A 17,500-nucleotide genomic window follows, 5' to 3' on the forward strand; every position below is an offset into this window, starting at 1 on the left:
AGGTCTAGGGGCCGTGATAATCCGCATCATGTGTCAGCGCAGGAATGCGCTTGCGTGCTTTAGACACTTCCCTGACGTCAATTTCAACGAGCGTGATGCCGCAACCTTGGCCAGCATCCGCCAATATTTCACCCCAAGGCGACACAACCAGCGAATGCCCAAAAGTTTCGCGCGATTTACCTGTGTTGGCGGGATGGGTGCCGGTTTGGGCAGCGGCAATCACAAAACACCCCGTTTCAATCGCACGTGCGCGCAACAGCGGTTCCCAGTGGGCGGCGCCAGTTACAGGTGAAAACGCCGATGGAACAAGCAATATATCCGCCCCTGCTTTGGCAAGGTCGCGGTGCAAATGCGGGAACCGCAGGTCATAGCAGATCGTCAAACCGATTTTCGCAAATCCGGCGTCCGCCATGACCGCCCTGTCACCGGGCGCATATCCCGTCGATTCGGCATATGTTTCATCGGCACTCACCTGCACATCAAACATATGCATCTTGTCATAGGTCGCAGTGATTTCGCCGTTCGGGTCGATCAGGAACGACCGGTTCACGAATCGGCCACCATCACCCCCCGTCAGGGCGAGCGACCCGATCGACAACCAAATCGCGTGCTCTTTGGCGCACACCCTTAGCGCAGCGAGTGCTTTGTCGCTGTCTTGATCCGCCAGCACAGCCCTTTGATGGGTGCGGTCCATACTGACGCAATTGGTGACTTCGGGCGTGCAAATAAATTCCGCACCCCGTGAGGCTGCATCCGCGATCATCTGTTCAACCACCGCTGCGTTCGCAGCCGGATCATCAGATGACGTCAGTTGAAGCAGGGCGATTTTCACCCGTTCAAAAGCGCGTCTAGTTTTCCAGCACGCTCAAGCGCTTGCAGATCATCGTTCCCACCCACGTGGATATCGCCGATGAAAATCTGCGGAACCGTGCGGCCGCCATTTGCGCGCTGGGTCATTTCTGCGCGGCGCGATGGGTCTGCCATCACGTCGACTTCGGAAAAGCTAACGCCTTTTGACGTCAACAAACGCTTCGCAGCATGGCAAAAGCCACAGATCGGAGTGGTATAAAGTTCAACGGTCGCCATTCGGGTCATCCTTTTTAGGTTCACCCCTATCTAGGCGTCCTTGACGACGCGGGCCAGTGCAAGCACGCAAACGTCATGTGCGCCCGCCGCGATACATGCTTCGGTCGCGGCGGCGAACGTGGCACCGGACGTCATAACATCATCCACAATAACGACGCGTCGACCTTTCAGAGTGTCTGTATGCCTTGCATGAATACTGATCGCACCATTCAAGGCTTCGAACCGTTGGTCGCGCGTGTGGCCTTCCAATGGGGCGGTGCGTTTTGTACGGATCAAGGCATCGGGGATACAATGAGCCCCCGAAATCGCCGCAACATGCTGGGCCAAAAGGGCTGCTTGATTGAAACGGCGCCGCAGCAACCGGAAACGGTGCAACGGGATCGGCACGACCAAGGTGTCAGGTTTAATCAAATCACCCGCAGCGCGCGCCATCCACGGGCCGGCAGCGCGCACAAGATCCGTGCGATCCCCGTGTTTGATAGACAAAACCATACGGCGCGCCTTGTCTTTGTAGACCATGGCCGCCCGCCCCTTGGACCAAGGCCGTGCGATGGTCATGCAGTCGTCGCATAAAACGCCTTCTTCAGGTTCACCCTGTCCGGGCAAGGGCGATCCGCATTGATCACAGCACAGCCCGGAAATGAACGGCGTTTCCGCCCAGCACGGTCCACACAACGCGAAATCGACGTCTGTGCGCGCTTCGCACATGACGCATTGCGGTGGGTAGATCGCTTGGATGAGGCTTTGCAATGCCACTGGTTTCTCCTACATGGGCGATATGACACAGCCACCCCGCCTGACCGACCGTGCCGCCCTGTCCCGCAATCGCGCGCGTGCAGATGCTATGTTTTTGCAGGCGACTGCGGCTGATGATGTTCATGAAAGGCTGATAGAGGTTAACAGAACCTTTACGGCGCCCGCGGTGGTCACCGGTTTTCCCGCTGAATGGTCAGAATGGATGCCCAGCGCAAAAGTTGTTGAGGATTCCGAAACACTGGCGCTGGATGAAGGCGCGCATGATCTGGTGATCCACGCTTTGTCGTTGCATTGGGCCGACGATCCGATTGGCCAATTGGTGCAGTGCCGACGTGCGCTAAAACCCGATGGCCTGTTAATCGCCACATCGTTCGCGGGACAAACATTGCACGAATTGCGCAGCGTCATGGCCGAAGCCGAGGTTGCACACACAGGTGGGTTGTCACCGCGTATCCTGCCAATGGGTGAAATTCGCGATCTTGGCGGGCTTTTGCAACGCGCCGGATTTGCCCTGCCTGTAGCAGACACAACGCCGCTGACAGTGACCTACGACACACCAATCCACCTGATGCGTGATCTACGCGCCATGGGGGAAGGCAATGCGATGGACCAACGCCAACGCACCCTGACACGCCGCAAAATCTTTGCCCAAGCAATGGAACGCTACGTCGCGACTTTTGCAATGGACGATGGCCGCGTTCCTGCGACATTCGAAATTGCCACGTTAACGGGCTGGGCACCGTCAGAAACACAACAAAAGCCCCTGCGCCCGGGATCGGCAACGACACGTCTGGCAGACGCGCTGGGCACACAAGAAAAGCCCTTAAATGGGTCCAATGATTGACGGCGCACGTAAAATAGCTATCTGACCTTTATGACAAAAGAGCCCAATAGCCCCATGTTCGATGCAAAATCCCAGGACAACCCCATGGATGTAGCCGTTTGCCCGATGCATGCGCCATCCGATCACCCGAAAATCAAACCTGCAAAGGTTGGTGTTTTGTTGGCAAACCTCGGCACACCCGACGCCACGGACTATTGGTCTATGCGCCGGTATTTGGGTGAATTCCTGAGCGATAAGCGCGTTGTCGATTATTCCGCATGGGTCTGGCAGCCATTGTTGCAGCTGGTCATCCTGACCAAACGCCCCTTTTCCAGTGGCGCCGCCTACAAAAGCATCTGGAACGAGGAAGACAACGAATCCCCCCTGCTGACCATCACGAAAAAGCAAACCGCGGCCATGAAATCGCGGCTTGAGGACATCTACGGTGGTGAAGTTGTCGTGGATTTCTGCATGCGCTACGGCAATCCATCAACGAAATCCAAAGTGCAGGAAATGATTGACGCAGGCTGTCAGAAGATTTTGTTCTTCCCTCTCTATCCGCACTACGCTGGTGCGACGTCTGCCACCGCGAATGACCAATTCTTCCGTGCTTTGATGCAAGAAAAATGGCAGCCCATCGCGCGGGTTGTTGAACCATACTATCAGGACACTGCGTATATCGACGCTTTGGCGCAATCGATTGAAACGGCATATGCTGCGGAAGAAACCAAACCGGAAATCCTTGTCTGTTCCTATCACGGCGTCCCGCAGCGGTATTTGCGCGAAGGTGATCCCTATCATTGCCAGTGCCAGAAAACGACGCGCCTGCTAAAAGAACGCCTTGGCTGGGACGACACGCAGATCATCACGACATTCCAAAGCCGGTTTGGCCCCGAGGAATGGCTACAGCCCTACACCGTCGAAGAAGTCGCCCGACTGGCTGAAAAGGGTAAGAAAAATATCGCCGTCTGCGCGCCCGCCTTTTCTGCCGACTGCATTGAGACCCTCGAAGAGATCAACGAAGAGATCAAAGAGAGCTTTGAGGAAGCAGGCGGTGAGCACTTCACATATATTCCATGCCTGAATGACAATGACGCACATATGGATGCGCTATCAGGGATCGTTCAGCGGAACCTGCGTGGCTGGCTCGATTAATTCGGCAGGCTGCCACTTTCGATTCAAAATAGGATTAGACAAACAAAAAGGCCGCCCCAAATAGGAGCGGCCTTCTTATAGAATATAGCGCTAAGCTTAGTCGGAAACAGCAACTGCAACCAGAGCAAGCAAGATCAGTGGGATGATCAGGCCAGCGCCGGAAGAAGAACCAGCAGTTTCTTCCATGACGACGACTGGTGCCATCTCCATGACTGGCTCAGACATGTTGCCAGCGAATGCTGTGGATGCTGCTACGCCGAATGCGGCTGCGAGTGCGAACTTTTTCATTTTATTTCTCCAGTTAATTGCCCACGGCAAAAGTTAGTGAGGTTTAGCCATGGGCACCCAAGACTTCCCTCGCAGTATGCCAAATCATGAAAGTTCGTTGAATGCAAATGCTATAGGGGTCTGCCTGCCACAACTTGGCCCAATTGTCGTCAAATGAGCAACACTTCGGCGTTCTGGCCATTACTACTGCAAAAGCGCGGCAAAGTCCTGATAATTAACGTCGTTATGCCCACCTAACACCCCCGAAATTGCGGTACAGGGCGAAAACCACACAACAGAACAGCGAATCTGGTAATTTTGCTGCGTCCGCGCACCAGAATGTAACAATATGGGCCGCTTCACGCTGATGTGGGTTTGAAACGGAACATCCAAGGGGGTATGCGAAGGTTAAATCGATAAAGGTGCTTCTTATGCTTCGCCGTTCATTTCTTCTAAGCTCGATGGCCTTTGGTCTGGCAGCATGTGCTGGGCCACCCGCCGCGATTGGCCCTGACGGGCTTCCTGTTGCCCGCGTTTATCGCATCGGACCGCAGGACACGGACAACATCCAGTTCAGAATGCTGGATGGGTTGAATGCCCTGCGTCAGGCTGCTGGCGTGGGTGACGTGCAGCTGAATGCGCAATTGAACGCAGCAGCAGCAACCCATTCGCGCGATATGTCTGTGCAGAACCGTCCCTGGCATTTCGGATCTGACGGGTCATCACCGTTAGATCGCCTTCGCCGAGTTGGGTACAATGGCGCCCTGACGGGTGAAACGATTTCTGAGACCTATGAGACAGAGCTGGAAACCCTCGCCGCATGGATGAGCGCGCCAAATACACGCAGTGTATTGTTGGACAGCAACGCAACCGAAATGGGATTTTCGTGGTTTCAGGAAGGGAACGGCAAAATCTGGTGGACGCTGGTTCTGGCGAATGGAAACGCCCAAAGCATCGTTGCCCAACCGAATGCCATTCCGCTTCAATAGGCCTTAGGCATATAGAAAGATCGGCGTTCCGACGTTGACCATCGCATAGATGTCTTCCATCTCGCGGTCTTTCACCGCGATGCAGCCCCATGTCCAATCCGGTTCACGACGGAAGCGTTTGGGCGTGCCGTGAATAAAGATGTCTCCACCAGGTGACTCCCCCATCGCCCGCGCCTTCGCACGGTCCGCGGCATTCGGGTAGGAAATCCCGATCGATAGATAAAAGCTGCTGTTGGGGTTCTTGCGATCAATGAAATACGCGCCTTCGGGCGTTTTACCGTCGCCTTCTATTTCCTTATGGCCAACCGGGGCAAATCCAAGTTCGAAATCATAAGATTTCAGAATCTCGTTTCCGTTGAGCAAGAACATCCGACGACGTCCCTTTTGAACAACTACACTGGTCACGGGCGGACCAGTATAGACATTAAATTTGTCCGAGCACGCCGTCAGCGCGAACAAGGCGGCAACGCTGGTAAAAGTCCGGCGATTCATCATCAAAAATAGTCCCACTCAATCTTTGGGTGTGCAGTTATCCCAAACGAGCCAATTCTCCTAGAACTTCGTCTGCGCGATTCGTCACGTCCGCGTGAAATAGCCAACAAGCTCGACATGTGGGGACCAGCGGAACTGATCAACAACATCCATCCATTCCACTTGAAAACCCGCCGCAATCATTGTGGCTGCATCGCGTGCGAATGTAACTGGATTACACGACACCATCACGACCCGTTTCAATTTGGACGCGCAAACCGTCGCAATCTGTGCCTCTGCACCCGCGCGTGGCGGATCCAACACGGCGACGTCATATTTTGCCAACTCATCCGGTTCCAGTGGTCGGCGATACAAATCGCGGGTTTCCGTCGTCACGGTCTTCAGCCCTGTCGCGTGACGCCATCCACGATCAAGCGCCTCCAGCATGTCGCTGCTGCCCTCAACGGCATGAACTTCAGCCATTTGCGCAAGCGGAAGGGAAAATGTGCCCGCACCAGAAAACAAATCGATAACACGTTTCGCACCTTTTGCGGCATCGGTCACTGCGGCAGCTAACGCGGCCTCTCCCTCACGGGTGGCTTGCAAGAACGCGCCAGCGGGTGGAGCTACTTTCGCAAGGCCAAACACCTGATCGGGCGATTTACGTGTTACGACCACATCATCGTTCCAGGCAAGCCGGGCAAGATTATGCTGTTCTGCCGCACCAGCCAATTCGATACGCAATTGACCCGTTAGTTCACGCTCGGTTTCAACAAAAACATCCAAACCCGAAAGCGTATCCGTGACGGTCAAATTCACCTCGGACTTGCGCGACGCGGCTATGATTGTCAGCGCCTCGAGTGCCGGAAAACCAGCACGGATCGACGGTAACAAAAGCTGGCAATCGGGCACATCGACCAGCGTATCAGACGCCTTACCGTGAAACCCGACCATTGCACCCTTTTTGGTGCGCCGCCCCGCCATACGCGCGCGACGGCGGCTTTGGGCGGGGGACGTATGAAGCGTGCGAAACGGAAACGGCAAATCCCGCGCCGTCATCGCGCGTTCGACAATCATCGTTTTCCACGTCGCGACAAAATCATCCGAGGCATGTTGAACCGTACAGCCTCCGCAGCTTTTGAAATGGCGGCAGGGCGGTTTCACACGATCTGCAACCGGCGTAATGATCCGCGCCGTGCCATCTGGCTGCACCTCGACCTCTTCGCCGGGCAAGACACGTTCAAGGTGCGTCCCGTCTGCCAGCAACCCAAGCCCTGCCTGGTTCAATTTTTCAACCGTCTGACCCATTATTCCGCCGCATCCTGTTTGCTGTCGAACCCACCCGATTGGCGGTTCCAGTATTTCGCATAGGTCCCATTCATCGCGAGCAGGTCTACGTGGCTTCCTTCTTCCACAATCGCGCCATGTTCCAGCACAATGATACGATCCATTCCAGAAATTGTCGAAAGACGGTGGGCAATCGCGATGACGGTCTTACCATCCATCGCGTGATCAAGCGCGGTTTGAATCGCGGCCTCTACCTCACTATCGAGCGCAGATGTCGCCTCGTCCAAAACAAGGATTGGTGCGTCTTTCAGCATTGCCCGCGCCAGTGCGATCCGCTGGCGTTGCCCGCCAGACAGCTTAACGCCGCGTTCGCCCAGATGGGCATCATAACCCCGCCGCCCAGTATGATCGGCCAGATCGCGGATAAAATCATCCGCCTCAGCCGTCCGGGACGCAGCAATCAGCATGTCATCAGTCGCGTCTGTCCTGCCATAAATAATGTTGTCGCGCGCAGACCGATTGAACATCGCCGTTTCCTGCGTGACCATCCCGATGGCTTTGCGCAGACTGTCCTGACTGACGGTTTTCAAATCCTGATCATCAATCAGAACGCGGCCCTTTTCCGGATCGTATAACCGCAGCAACAACGCAACGAGCGTCGATTTACCCGCACCAGACGCCCCCACAATACCGAGCTTTTCACCCGCCTTGATGGTGAGATTGATGTTGTTGATGCCGCCCGTTTCAGCGCCGTAGCCAAACGACACATTTTCAAATGTGACCTGTGCCTTTGCAACGGCCAGCGGTTTCGCGTTCTTCGCGTCCGTCAATTGGTGAGGCGGCGTCAGGGTCCGCATTCCGTCCTCTACTTCACCGACGTGACTGAAAATCGCCATGAGCACGAAACTAACCCAGCCCGTCATTTGGCTAAGCCGGATCGACACGGCGCCAATTGCCGCCAGATCGCCAGGGGTCACACCTGCGTCCCGCCATGACAAACCAAACCCGACCATGGTGATCGGCAAAATTCCCGCCAACGTGATGAGGCCAAACCGAAACAGCGTTGCGACCTCTCCGTATTCCAGCGCGCGGTGGCGCAAATCTTGCATCGCGACCTGCGCCGCGTCGGTTTCATGATGCGTGCCCGCGAACAATTTTACGGTTTTGATATTCGTGATCGTGTCCACGACTTGGCCTGATAACATCGCAGATGCCCCTGCCCGCGCTTTGGATTTGGCCCTGATCCGCGGGAGGAAAATACGCAAAAAGACAACGTACGTCGCAAACCAGCACGCCAAGACAATCAACAAACGCGGATCGACAGCGGACACGAGGAACGCGGCACCCAGAACCGAGGCGAGCGCGAACAGCACGGCGTTTACCGTTTCGATAATCACCTCAGTCAGGGACCGCGCGACTTGCATCTGCTTTTGCGCAATGCGGCCCGCGAAATCATTGTCAAAAAACGTCACCGCCTGCCCCAGCGTCCAGCGGTGCAGCCGGCCAACAACCAGAGTAAACAGGTTGGGGCCAATCACGACAGATTGGAACGACGCCGAAACGCCGAACAAGACGGGCCGCAAAACCATCAGCAAAACAATGGCCGCGATGAATAAGCCAATGCTGTCGCCGATTGGCGCGGTTGAGGATGCTACATCAACCACCCGCCCCAAAAGGTACATCGCCAAGACTTCTGTCGCCCCGGCAAGCGCCGAAATAAAGCCTGCCAAAAAGATAACGCGCCACGCACCAGACAATGCCCAGCCGAAAAACCTGGCGAGGGTTTGGGGCGGTGGCCCATCTGACGCCATCTGGCTATCGATGAGGCCGCCTAGTTTCTGGATGCCATCGCGATAGGCCCGTACAATCATTCCGCCACCTCAACCCCAATAAATCCGCCAGATTGGCGCGTCCAGAAACCAGCATACTGACCACCCCGTGCGAGGAGTTCGGCATGGCTTCCATCTTCGATCACGCGGCCATCATCGATCACGATGATCCGGTCCATCTGCGCAATCGTGGATAGACGATGCGCAATCGCGATAACGGTTTTGTCGTCCATCAAGCTGGAAAGCGTCGCTTGAATCGTTGCCTCAACTTCGGAATCCAACGCTGATGTTGCTTCGTCCAACAACAGGATCGGCGCGTCTTTCAGGATCACCCGCGCAAGCGAAATCCGCTGGCGCTGTCCGCCTGACAACTTAACACCCCGTTCACCGACTTGCGCATCATACCCTTTGCGGCCTTCCCCGTCTTGAAGATCGAGAATGAAATCATGTGCTTCGGCCTTTCTGGCGGCTGCGATCATCTGATCCTCTGTTGCCGACGGGTCGCCGTATAAAATATTGTCCCGCACAGAGCGATGTAACAGCGAGCTTTCTTGCTGCACCATGCCGATAGCCTGACGCAAACTGTCTTGTCGGATCGTCGCAATGTCCTGCCCATCGATCAGAATGCGCCCTGATTCAGCGTCGTAAAACCGCAACAACAGCTTTACCAATGTCGACTTACCAGCACCGGACTGACCGACAAGGCCAACCTTTTCACCCGCCTTGATCGACAGTGACAACCGGTCAATGCCGCCCGACCCGCGCCCGTAATGGTGGCTAAGGGATTGAATATCCAAGGCACCGCCGTTCACCTTCAGATCGGGCGCGCCGTCCGCATCTGTCAATGTAATCGGCTGGGCTATCGTTTCCATGCCTTCGGAAATCACACCAAGATTCTGGAACAGGTTCGTCACCGCCCACATGATCCAGCCGGTCATTGCATTCAACCGCAACGTCATCGCCGCAGCGGCAGCGACAATTCCCGCCGTCGCCAACCCGTCCGACCAAAGCCACAAGGACCAGCCAACCACCGACACAATCAACAACCCGTTTAGCAGGACCAAAGAAACATCCATGATCGTGTAAAGCCGCATTTCTTTCTGAAACGCGACGCGGGTGCCCTCAATCGCGTCGCGGGCATATTCGATTTCACGATCATGGTGCGCGAACATTTTGACGGAATGGATGTTGGTATAACTGTCGACAACGCGGCCAGTAACCTCGGACCTCGCATCAGACGATATCTTTGCTGCGGGGCCGACACGCAGAACAGTCCAACGCATCAACATCGCATAAAGAACGAACCAGACCACCAATGGGATAAGAAGGCGGGGATCAGCGCCCATCAGCAAAACCGCAGCACCGATGATGTAGGCGAGCGAGAACGTCACAGCGTCAAAAACCTGGAATGCGACTTCGGATGCGGCCGGAGGGGTCTGCATGATCCGGTTCGCCATACGTCCGGCAAAGTCGTTTTCAAACCACCCAACTGATTGGCGCAAGACATGGCGGTGCGCGCGCCAGCGCACGATGGCCGCAAAATTCGGGACAATGGATTGGTTTAACAGCGCCACATCAATGACCTGCAACGCGGGCCGCAAGGTCAGCAGGAACAAACCCATCGCAATGAATTCCCAACCGTAATCCGCCCAAAACGACACTTCGGACCCCGGCGCGATCAAATCAACCAAACGCCCCATATAGGCGATCAGCCAAACCTCGACCAACGCGACCACGACAGACATGATTCCAGCCGCCCAGAAAACACGGCGAAATGGACGCGCATAGCCCTTTAGGAACGGCCAAAGCCGTGTCGGGGGTGTGTCGTCCTGTGCATAGGGCACATAGGGATCGACTAGGTTTTCAAAGAAGCGGAACAAGGGACGTATCCTTTCCACTGCTCATATAGACCGGTTTAGGTCACAGGAAAACCAGACCCGAGAAAACAGCCAAGGCTACGGCCATGATCCGCATAAAGACCTGCCATTTTACCGGATCAGCAAGGAGGGTTTTCAATAGACTGCCCGCGTAAGTCCAAAACAGACAGACACACAGATTGGTGCCCGAAAACGTCAGGGCCAACGTTGTTGCCTGGGTCAGCGGCGCAAGATCGGTGACCAATGCAGATGCAGACGTCGCAACAGCCCAGATTTTCGGATTCACCCATTGGAACAGGACTGCTTGGCCAAAGGTAAAAGGGCGATCAGTATCGCGGGCTTGCGCGGGTTTGGCGTGCCACAACTTCCACGCCATCCACAAAATCCAAAGGGACGCGATGACCATCAGCACAACGCGCATCGCAGGGAATGTATCGATCAGCGCACCTAGGCCGAAACCGGTCACGAACGCGATAAACCCGACGCCCAGCGCGACGCCCAAAAGATGCGGCACGGTGGCGCGAAACCCAAAACGTGCGCCCGACGCCGTAAGCAAGATCACGTTTGGTCCCGGCGAAAACAAGCCAAAGAAGACAAACCCAATCAGCGCGGTCATGGCCGTTCTAACAAGGCAGATTTTGACATCTCAAATTGGGAAGCGATCCAGGTTTCTTTCAGAAACTGCAACCTATCCCCCAGTGCTTTTCCCGTATATTCTGGCATCAAATCCGCCGCCTGAACGGGAAACTTTGCAGATGCACCGCGTTCTAGGTCTGCCAGCACAGTTTCATCAAAAGGCTGCTGCAATGACGCCCAGCGCAACAACAAGCAATGAACAGCGGGCCAATAATCGTGCCGATACGCAAGCGCATGAGCAGGCGTCAATGATCCCGCTTCGCGCAGAACCAGCGCGATCTTTTTGGCAGCGGCGCTCGACAGCCGCAACCGGTCTGCCACATCCGCGCATCCCAGTGACGCAAGACGCGTCGCCATATCATTGGGCGCAACCATAGGGCCTTCGATCGGATAGCTTTCTTCGAGATCAATCAACCGCGCGAGGGTCAGCACACTGGCGCCGGGCAGAATACGGCCAAGAACGCCAGATTGCTCCATCGTGCCTACAATTGGCGCAGCGTCCCGGTTAGAGATGATGCGCGTAACCTCCGCGCCGATCCGTTCGCGCGAGATCCCCGTCAGACCATCCGCAAGCAGCGCACAGGCTGCCAAACCATCTGCATCAACGCCATCGTCTTGATTGCCGTGAGACGCCGTAAACCGGAAGAATCGCAAGATGCGCAGATAGTCTTCTTTGATCCGGTCAACGGGATCACCGATAAACCGGATGCGCCGCGCCGCAAGGTCTGCAGAACCCCCGACAAGATCACGGATTTCACCTTGGCGATTTGCATAGAATGCGTTGATCGTAAAATCGCGGCGGGTGGCGTCATCTTCGATGTTTCGGGAAAATGCGACCGTCGCATGACGACCGTCCGTTTCTACATCCGTACGAAATGTGGTGATCTCATAGGGGCCAGCGCCGACGGGGTCGACTGCCGTAATCGTACCATGTTCGATGCCTGTCGGAATGGCCTTCCAGCTGGAGCGTTTGAATTTAAGGCTTTCAACAATCGCTATCGTGTCTTCGGGCAGGGCGTCCGTAGATAGATCAACGTCATGCACGTGGCGGTCCATCATGGTATCCCGCACACAGCCGCCGACGGCGTAAATCTGGTGACCCGCATCTTCAAACGCTGCCATTAGGGTTTGCAACATGTCGTCCACCAACCAACGCGGCGTCCCGATATGGCGCAGCGTGCCATCGGCGCGCCAATTGGAGCGGAGTTTATCCGTCATGCCGCGCCCTCGGCCAAGCCGCGCAGAATACGCGCCGTCGCACCCCAGATATAATAGGGGCCGTAGGGGACTGTGTAATATTGGCGTCGTTGTCCGCGCCAATGACGTCCTTCGATCCGATAATTTTCAGGCATCAGGACATGGGAAATCGGAACGGTAAAAACCTCGGCCACTTCGCCGGGTTCAGGGACAAACGCCAAATCAGACGGCACCATCGCAATGATCGGCGTCACCGCATAATTCGTCACGGTTTCATGGCTCGGCAAGACACCGAGGACTGTCGCAAGCTCGGGGTCTAACCCGATTTCTTCTTGCGCTTCGCGCAGGGCCGTGTGGCACAGATCACGGTCAGTTTCGTCCTGACGCCCACCAGCAAACGCGATCTGTCCGGGATGGTGCTTTAGCTGGGCCGACCGTTTCGTAAGGATCAAATGCCCACCTTCTGTGACAGCGATTAAAACAGCGGCCGGTTTTAGCGAACGTTGCTGGGGCAATTCCACGTTAGGGTTCAGATCGAAGTCGGACGATGCCCCGCGCACGTTTTCAATCGCACGCGAGAGCATCGCCTTTAGGTCTTCAGGGCTTTGCATCTGGTCCTGCCGTCGCCTCAAATCCGAGGGTGTTCGGCTCAAACTCATAATGCGCACCGCAAAACTGGCAATCCGCCGTCACAGTGTTTTCATCCGTCGTCATATGTTCAATATCCTTCGCCGAATAAATCGACAGGGACTGACGCACTTTGTCAGGTGAACACGAACACCCGAACTGAACGGGCTGTGGATCAAACACGCGCGGCTGTTCTTCGTGGAACAAACGAACAAGCAGCTCTGTTGGTTGAACGGTTGGGCCGATCAGCTCAATCTCTTCTGCGGTGCGCATAAGCAGCGTTGCGCGCGTCCAGTTTTCACCTTCGTCGTCATTCAACAGATCCTCAACCGCGGTCAGGCCGTCATCCGTTGCTTCGCCTGGGTTCGCCAAGGGGGACGCTTTGGGCATCGCTTGCAACATAATCCCGCCAGCGCGCCACGATTCATCACCGCCCGGAACTGACGCTTTGCCAAAAGTCAGCTGAAACGCAGTTGGCAATTGTTCGGATTGTGCAAAGTACGCTTCGGCACATGCAGACAACGAACCACCTGCGATCGGGGTGATCCCTTGGTAGGGGGTCGTGCCTTCGCCCTGATCGATCAGGATAGCGAAATAACCTTTGCCCACTTGGCTAAACGGATGACCCGTCGGGTCAATGGCGTCTTTGTCATAGCTTGCGTAGGCGCGAACGCGGCCGGGTTCCCCGTCTTTTGTGGGGCCATAATAATCGGTTGCGATCAGGCGGGCTGGGCCGTCACCGCGCACTTGCAACGACAGCTTCCAACGCAGCTTAATTGTTTGGCCAATCAACGCCGTCAGCAACGCCATTTCTGCCACCAATGCTTCGACCGCTGGCGGATAATCGTGCTGCTGCAAGACCTGATCCAACACACCGTCAAGGCGCGCCACGCGCCCCCGAATGTCGGAACGGTCAAGTTGGAACGGCAGGACAGTGTCATCCCATGCGATAGTTGATGCGGTATTCATTTGGCTTTCCTAACAAGTCCAAGGTTGGCATACCGCGTCCATATAGGTGCGGCAAGGCAAGGAAAAAGGGCATGATCAGACGGTACGGCGAACGGGTTGACCCTGCTATGCGCTACACGCCGCGTCCCGGCGCATATGTTATCCTGCAAAGAGGCCGCGATTTACTGCTAACGGTGCAAGACGGCGAACGCCCCGAACTGCAATTACCCGGCGGTGGAATTGACGCGGGCGAACATGTTGTGCCTGCTTTGCACCGCGAAGTCATGGAAGAAACCGGTTGGCGGATGGATCGCCCTGTACGGTTGGGTGTCTTCAAACGCTTTGTTTTTATGCCCGAATACGACATGTGGGCTGAAAAGATTTGCACGATCTACTGGTCTCAGCCGACCCTTAGATTGGGCCCTCCCCTTGAGGAAACACACACCGCTGTTTGGGTCCCCATGGACGAGGCCCCCGCCCTGCTGAGTAACGAAGGCGACGCTGCGTTCGTCGCCAGCTTGCTCTAGTTTCCGAAACCGCGTAATTCGCCTGCAAATAACCCCTTTGGAGTCGCCCGATATGTCCGCCAAGTTCACGCCGAAAAAAGTTGTCCTCGCCTATTCTGGCGGTTTGGATACGTCGATCATCCTGAAATGGCTGAAGACGGAATACGGCTGTGAGGTCGTGACGTTCACTGCCGATTTGGGCCAAGGCGAGGAGCTTGAGCCTGCGCGCAAGAAGGCGTTGGACATGGGTATCCCCGCTGAGAACATCTATATTGAAGACGTCCGCGAAGAATTTGTACGCGACTTTGTGTTCCCGATGTTTCGCGCGAATGCGGTTTACGAAGGGCTTTATTTGTTGGGCACATCCATCGCTAGACCATTGATTTCAAAGCGTTTGGTTGAAATTGCTGCCGAAACGGGGGCCGATGCTGTGGCCCATGGCGCAACGGGTAAAGGCAACGATCAGGTCCGGTTTGAATTGGCCGCCTACGCGTTGAACCCGGACATCAAAGTGATCGCGCCGTGGCGCGAGTGGGATTTGTCGTCGCGCACCAAGCTTTTGGAATTTGCAGAGGCGCACCAGATTGAGGTCGCTAAAGACAAGCGCGGCGAGGCACCGTTTTCCGTTGATGCGAACCTGCTGCACACTTCGTCTGAGGGTAAGGTTCTGGAAGACCCCGCAGAGATGGCGCCGGACTACGTTTACCAGCGCACGGTTGCGCCCGAAGATGCACCAGAAACACCCGAATATGTTGAGGTTGGTTTTGAAGCAGGTGATGCCGTTTCGATCAATGGAGAGGCGATGTCACCCGCAACAATTCTTACGAAACTCAATGAGTTAGGCGGCAAACACGGCTGTGGTCGCCTTGATCTGGTTGAGGGTCGTTTCGTTGGTATGAAGTCGCGCGGTGTCTATGAAACGCCCGGCGGAACCCTGTTGCTTGAGGCGCACCGTGGCATCGAATCAATCACATTGGATCGCGGTGCGGCGCACCTGAAAGACGAGCTGATGCCGCGCTACGCGGAGCTGATTTATAACGGTTTCTGGTTCTCGCCAGAGCGGGAAATGCTGCAAGCCGCGATCGATAAATCACAGACACACGTGACGGGTTCGGTAACACTGAAGCTGTACAAAGGATCGGCCAAAACGGTTGCACGTTCGTCTGACTACAGCCTGTATTCAGAAGCGCATGTGACGTTCGAGGACGACGCGGGTGCCTATGATCAAAAGGATGCGGCGGGGTTCATTCAGTTGAATGCGCTGCGTTTGAAATTGTTGGCAGCGCGGGACAAACGCACGAAATAACGCGGTATGGTTCTGATATGGGTCCGGTATGGTTTCCATATGGGTCTGATACGGGTCTTTTCGTCGCCTCGTTGAAAACACGGGGTTTTTGCCGGATTCAAAATTTCTGGCCCTCCGCGCAGTGTGATCCCGTTTGGTAAAGAGCGCGTGATCATGCGCGCTGATGCGTTGCGTGGTGCCGTGTTCCGGCAGATGGTACCGGCAAAAGGAGACCATCATGAATTCCATGTTGCAGAATTTGAAAACGATTGCGCTGGGCGCGGCCATCGCAGTGGCGACATGTCTGAACGCGGGCAAAGCCGAAGCGCGGGATATGCAAACCATCGTCGTCGCGGGCGGCTGTTTCTGGTGCGTTGAATCAGATTTCGAAAAAGTGCGCGGCGTGTCCGAAGTAACATCAGGATATACGGGCGGCACAACGGCAAATCCGACCTACCGCCAAGTGACGAATAGCAACACAGGCCATTATGAAGCGGTTGAAATCAGATATGACCGCGATCAGATTTCCGAACGCGAGATTTATGATCTGTTTTTTCGCAGCGTCGATCCGACGGATGCAGGTGGGCAGTTTTGCGACCGTGGTGATAGTTACCGCACGGCGATTTTCGTCTCTACCACTGCGCAAGAACAGGCTGCGCGCGCGGCGCTGAGTGCTGCGCAATCCGAACTTGGCCAACGGATCGTGACGCCTATTTTAGCCGCTGCACCGTTTTATGACGCCGAAAGTTACCATCAGGATTATTACAAAGGGTCATCGCGGATCGTGACACGCGGCGGGATCAAAACGCAGGCCGAGGCATATGCATTCTACCGTGAAGGATGCGGTCGGGATGCGCGGATCGAACAGCTTTGGGGCAGCGATGCCCCATTCATCAACCACTAAAATCCTGCACGTCTTTTAGATCGGGAATCACATCCGCCGTACCGTGACGCATGACCATAAGCGCGGCGGCCTTTGAGGCGGTTTGCAGGGCTTGCAGCATCGGTTGCCCGCGATCCAAACAGGCGAGGACGTATCCGGTGAACGTATCGCCCGCGCCCGTGGTATCGACGGGGGTCACCTTGTGGGCTGGAATGTGTGCTTTGCCATCGGGGCCGAACCAAGTTGCGCCATCCGATCCGAGCGTGACGATCACGTCTTTGACGGGCAAGTCAGCGGGCCCCTGCCCCGAGGCTGATTTCAACTGATCCGCCTCGACCTCATTCAGAATCAGAAAATCGAGGTGCGGTAGCACAGTTTGAACGGCAGCAGCATCAAAGGGCGCCGCGGCATAGGCGACTGTCAAACCCATTTCGCGGGCCAGTTTGGCGCCCTCTTGCTGGAGGTTCGTTTCGTTCTGAAAAACAAAGGTATCGCCCGTTTTTGCACGGGTTAGTGCCTGTTCAAGCGTATGTTGCGGGATCGCGACGTTTGCACCCTGGTGCAAAATGATGCTGTTTTCGCCCTGCGCATCGACGGCAATGATCGCTTGTGCTGTTTCGACATCGATCTGTTCGATGTGGGTCGTGTCGACGCCGTATTCCAACAGCCGATCAACCGCCCAGCGCCCGTCATGCCCGACAGCGCCAATATGGTTCACGCGGGCCGCAGCACGCGCCGCGGCGACCGACATGTTCGCGCCCTTCCCGCCAAGGAAAACCTTGCGATCCGTACTGGCGAGCGTTTCGCCCGGTGCAGGAATGTGCGGCACGGAATAGACGAAATCCGCATTGATCGAGCCGAGATTCCAGATCGCCATG

Annotated in this window: 19 protein-coding genes; 6 read left to right on the plus strand and 13 right to left on the minus strand. The window is 55.8% G+C overall.

What is annotated here, in order from left to right; genetic code table 11:
- Nucleotides 1-4: 4 nt before the first annotated feature.
- The 3 genes from L0664_RS10300 to L0664_RS10310 are packed head-to-tail and all read right to left on the minus strand — an operon-like array spanning nucleotide 5 to nucleotide 1,842.
- A complete protein-coding gene (locus tag L0664_RS10300; protein ID WP_235225714.1) occupies nucleotides 5-832 on the minus strand; it encodes a carbon-nitrogen hydrolase family protein in 828 nt (275 codons plus the stop codon).
- The gene (grxC, locus tag L0664_RS10305) at nucleotides 829-1,086 is read right to left on the minus strand and encodes a glutaredoxin 3 (RefSeq protein WP_235225715.1); all 258 of its coding nucleotides are present in this window, start codon (nucleotides 1,084-1,086) and stop codon (nucleotides 829-831) included. Before grxC ends, L0664_RS10300 begins: the two co-directional genes overlap by 4 nt.
- A gap of 30 nt (nucleotides 1,087-1,116) precedes the next feature.
- A complete protein-coding gene (locus L0664_RS10310) occupies nucleotides 1,117-1,842 on the minus strand; it encodes a double zinc ribbon domain-containing protein (protein WP_235225716.1) in 726 nt (241 codons plus the stop codon).
- Nucleotides 1,843-1,864: 22 nt separating this feature from the next.
- Here L0664_RS10310 and L0664_RS10315 point away from each other — a divergent pair, with 22 nt between their 5' ends.
- The gene (locus L0664_RS10315) at nucleotides 1,865-2,686 is read left to right on the plus strand and encodes a methyltransferase domain-containing protein (protein ID WP_235225717.1); all 822 of its coding nucleotides are present in this window, start codon (nucleotides 1,865-1,867) and stop codon (nucleotides 2,684-2,686) included.
- A gap of 84 nt (nucleotides 2,687-2,770) precedes the next feature.
- Nucleotides 2,771-3,820 (plus strand): ferrochelatase, encoded by a 1,050-nt coding sequence (gene hemH / locus L0664_RS10320; protein WP_418888025.1) that lies wholly within the window; start codon nucleotides 2,771-2,773, stop codon nucleotides 3,818-3,820.
- 96 nt (nucleotides 3,821-3,916) lie between these two features.
- Here hemH and L0664_RS10325 read toward each other — a convergent pair whose 3' ends face one another.
- A complete protein-coding gene (locus L0664_RS10325) occupies nucleotides 3,917-4,108 on the minus strand; it encodes a hypothetical protein (protein ID WP_235225719.1) in 192 nt (63 codons plus the stop codon).
- 410 nt (nucleotides 4,109-4,518) lie between these two features.
- On the opposite strand from L0664_RS10325, the gene dalA reads away from it, so the two are divergent.
- Nucleotides 4,519-5,076 carry a divisome-associated lipoprotein DalA gene (dalA, locus tag L0664_RS10330; RefSeq protein ID WP_235225720.1) on the plus strand — a complete coding sequence of 186 codons (558 nt, stop codon included), beginning with the start codon at nucleotides 4,519-4,521 and terminating at the stop codon, nucleotides 5,074-5,076.
- 3 nt (nucleotides 5,077-5,079) lie between these two features.
- On the opposite strand, the gene L0664_RS10335 is transcribed toward dalA, so the two are convergent.
- The 8 genes from L0664_RS10335 to hslO form a co-directional block, all read right to left on the minus strand.
- A complete protein-coding gene (locus L0664_RS10335; RefSeq protein ID WP_235225721.1) occupies nucleotides 5,080-5,571 on the minus strand; it encodes a L,D-transpeptidase family protein in 492 nt (163 codons plus the stop codon).
- An 81-nt stretch (nucleotides 5,572-5,652) separates the two neighbouring features.
- Entirely contained in the window at nucleotides 5,653-6,855 is a 1,203-nt protein-coding gene (locus L0664_RS10340; RefSeq protein ID WP_235225722.1) for a class I SAM-dependent RNA methyltransferase, read from the minus strand.
- On the minus strand, nucleotides 6,855-8,705 hold the full coding sequence (locus L0664_RS10345; protein WP_235225723.1) for an ABC transporter ATP-binding protein: 1,851 nt from the start codon (nucleotides 8,703-8,705) through the stop codon (nucleotides 6,855-6,857). Before L0664_RS10345 ends, L0664_RS10340 begins: the two co-directional genes overlap by 1 nt.
- Nucleotides 8,702-10,543 (minus strand): ABC transporter ATP-binding protein, encoded by a 1,842-nt coding sequence (locus L0664_RS10350; protein ID WP_235225724.1) that lies wholly within the window; start codon nucleotides 10,541-10,543, stop codon nucleotides 8,702-8,704. The genes L0664_RS10345 and L0664_RS10350 overlap by 4 nt, the downstream gene beginning before the upstream one ends.
- Before the next feature lie 40 nt (nucleotides 10,544-10,583).
- On the minus strand, nucleotides 10,584-11,156 hold the full coding sequence (locus tag L0664_RS10355; protein WP_235225725.1) for a LysE family translocator: 573 nt from the start codon (nucleotides 11,154-11,156) through the stop codon (nucleotides 10,584-10,586).
- A complete protein-coding gene (locus tag L0664_RS10360) occupies nucleotides 11,153-12,394 on the minus strand; it encodes a CCA tRNA nucleotidyltransferase (protein ID WP_235225726.1) in 1,242 nt (413 codons plus the stop codon). Before L0664_RS10360 ends, L0664_RS10355 begins: the two co-directional genes overlap by 4 nt.
- Entirely contained in the window at nucleotides 12,391-12,984 is a 594-nt protein-coding gene (locus L0664_RS10365; RefSeq protein ID WP_235225727.1) for a CoA pyrophosphatase, read from the minus strand. The genes L0664_RS10360 and L0664_RS10365 overlap by 4 nt, the downstream gene beginning before the upstream one ends.
- The gene (gene hslO / locus L0664_RS10370) at nucleotides 12,971-13,969 is read right to left on the minus strand and encodes an Hsp33 family molecular chaperone HslO (RefSeq protein ID WP_235225728.1); all 999 of its coding nucleotides are present in this window, start codon (nucleotides 13,967-13,969) and stop codon (nucleotides 12,971-12,973) included. The genes L0664_RS10365 and hslO overlap by 14 nt, the downstream gene beginning before the upstream one ends.
- A 71-nt stretch (nucleotides 13,970-14,040) precedes the next feature.
- Between hslO and L0664_RS10375 the strand changes: the two genes are divergently transcribed.
- The 3 genes from L0664_RS10375 to msrA all read left to right on the plus strand — a co-directional run bounded on the left by L0664_RS10375 (nucleotide 14,041) and on the right by msrA (nucleotide 16,643).
- Nucleotides 14,041-14,475: an NUDIX domain-containing protein gene (locus L0664_RS10375; protein WP_235225729.1), complete on the plus strand. Its 435-nt coding sequence runs from the start codon at nucleotides 14,041-14,043 to the stop codon at nucleotides 14,473-14,475.
- A 52-nt stretch (nucleotides 14,476-14,527) separates the two neighbouring features.
- Complete coding sequence (locus L0664_RS10380; protein WP_235225730.1) at nucleotides 14,528-15,760, plus strand: argininosuccinate synthase; 1,233 nt, start codon at nucleotides 14,528-14,530, stop codon at nucleotides 15,758-15,760.
- Between the two features lie 217 nt (nucleotides 15,761-15,977).
- A complete protein-coding gene (msrA, locus tag L0664_RS10385) occupies nucleotides 15,978-16,643 on the plus strand; it encodes a peptide-methionine (S)-S-oxide reductase MsrA (protein ID WP_235225731.1) in 666 nt (221 codons plus the stop codon).
- Here msrA and L0664_RS10390 read toward each other — a convergent pair.
- Entirely contained in the window at nucleotides 16,633-17,499 is an 867-nt protein-coding gene (locus L0664_RS10390; protein ID WP_235225732.1) for a ribokinase, read from the minus strand. The genes msrA and L0664_RS10390 overlap by 11 nt on opposite strands.
- Nucleotide 17,500: the final 1 nt, after the last annotated feature.

The organism is Octadecabacter dasysiphoniae, from assembly GCF_021532615.1.
In the GTDB taxonomy this organism is placed as follows: Bacteria; Pseudomonadota; Alphaproteobacteria; order Rhodobacterales; family Rhodobacteraceae; genus Octadecabacter; species Octadecabacter dasysiphoniae.

Coding starts and splice junctions, on each gene's coding strand:
- grxC (WP_235225715.1), bottom strand. CDS start 1,086: ATGGCGACCGTTGAACTTTATACCACTCCGATCTGTGGCTTTTGCCAT.
- L0664_RS10315 (WP_235225717.1), top strand. CDS start 1,865: ATGACACAGCCACCCCGCCTGACCGACCGTGCCGCCCTGTCCCGCAAT.
- hemH (WP_418888025.1), top strand. CDS start 2,771: ATGGATGTAGCCGTTTGCCCGATGCATGCGCCATCCGATCACCCGAAA.
- L0664_RS10325 (WP_235225719.1), bottom strand. CDS start 4,108: ATGAAAAAGTTCGCACTCGCAGCCGCATTCGGCGTAGCAGCATCCACA.
- dalA (WP_235225720.1), top strand. CDS start 4,519: ATGCTTCGCCGTTCATTTCTTCTAAGCTCGATGGCCTTTGGTCTGGCA.
- L0664_RS10335 (WP_235225721.1), bottom strand. CDS start 5,571: ATGATGAATCGCCGGACTTTTACCAGCGTTGCCGCCTTGTTCGCGCTG.
- L0664_RS10340 (WP_235225722.1), bottom strand. CDS start 6,855: ATGGGTCAGACGGTTGAAAAATTGAACCAGGCAGGGCTTGGGTTGCTG.
- L0664_RS10345 (WP_235225723.1), bottom strand. CDS start 8,705: ATGATTGTACGGGCCTATCGCGATGGCATCCAGAAACTAGGCGGCCTC.
- L0664_RS10355 (WP_235225725.1), bottom strand. CDS start 11,156: ATGACCGCGCTGATTGGGTTTGTCTTCTTTGGCTTGTTTTCGCCGGGA.
- L0664_RS10360 (WP_235225726.1), bottom strand. CDS start 12,394: ATGACGGATAAACTCCGCTCCAATTGGCGCGCCGATGGCACGCTGCGC.
- L0664_RS10365 (WP_235225727.1), bottom strand. CDS start 12,984: ATGCAAAGCCCTGAAGACCTAAAGGCGATGCTCTCGCGTGCGATTGAA.
- hslO (WP_235225728.1), bottom strand. CDS start 13,969: ATGAATACCGCATCAACTATCGCATGGGATGACACTGTCCTGCCGTTC.
- L0664_RS10375 (WP_235225729.1), top strand. CDS start 14,041: ATGATCAGACGGTACGGCGAACGGGTTGACCCTGCTATGCGCTACACG.
- L0664_RS10380 (WP_235225730.1), top strand. CDS start 14,528: ATGTCCGCCAAGTTCACGCCGAAAAAAGTTGTCCTCGCCTATTCTGGC.
- msrA (WP_235225731.1), top strand. CDS start 15,978: ATGAATTCCATGTTGCAGAATTTGAAAACGATTGCGCTGGGCGCGGCC.
- L0664_RS10390 (WP_235225732.1), bottom strand. CDS start 17,499: ATGGCGATCTGGAATCTCGGCTCGATCAATGCGGATTTCGTCTATTCC.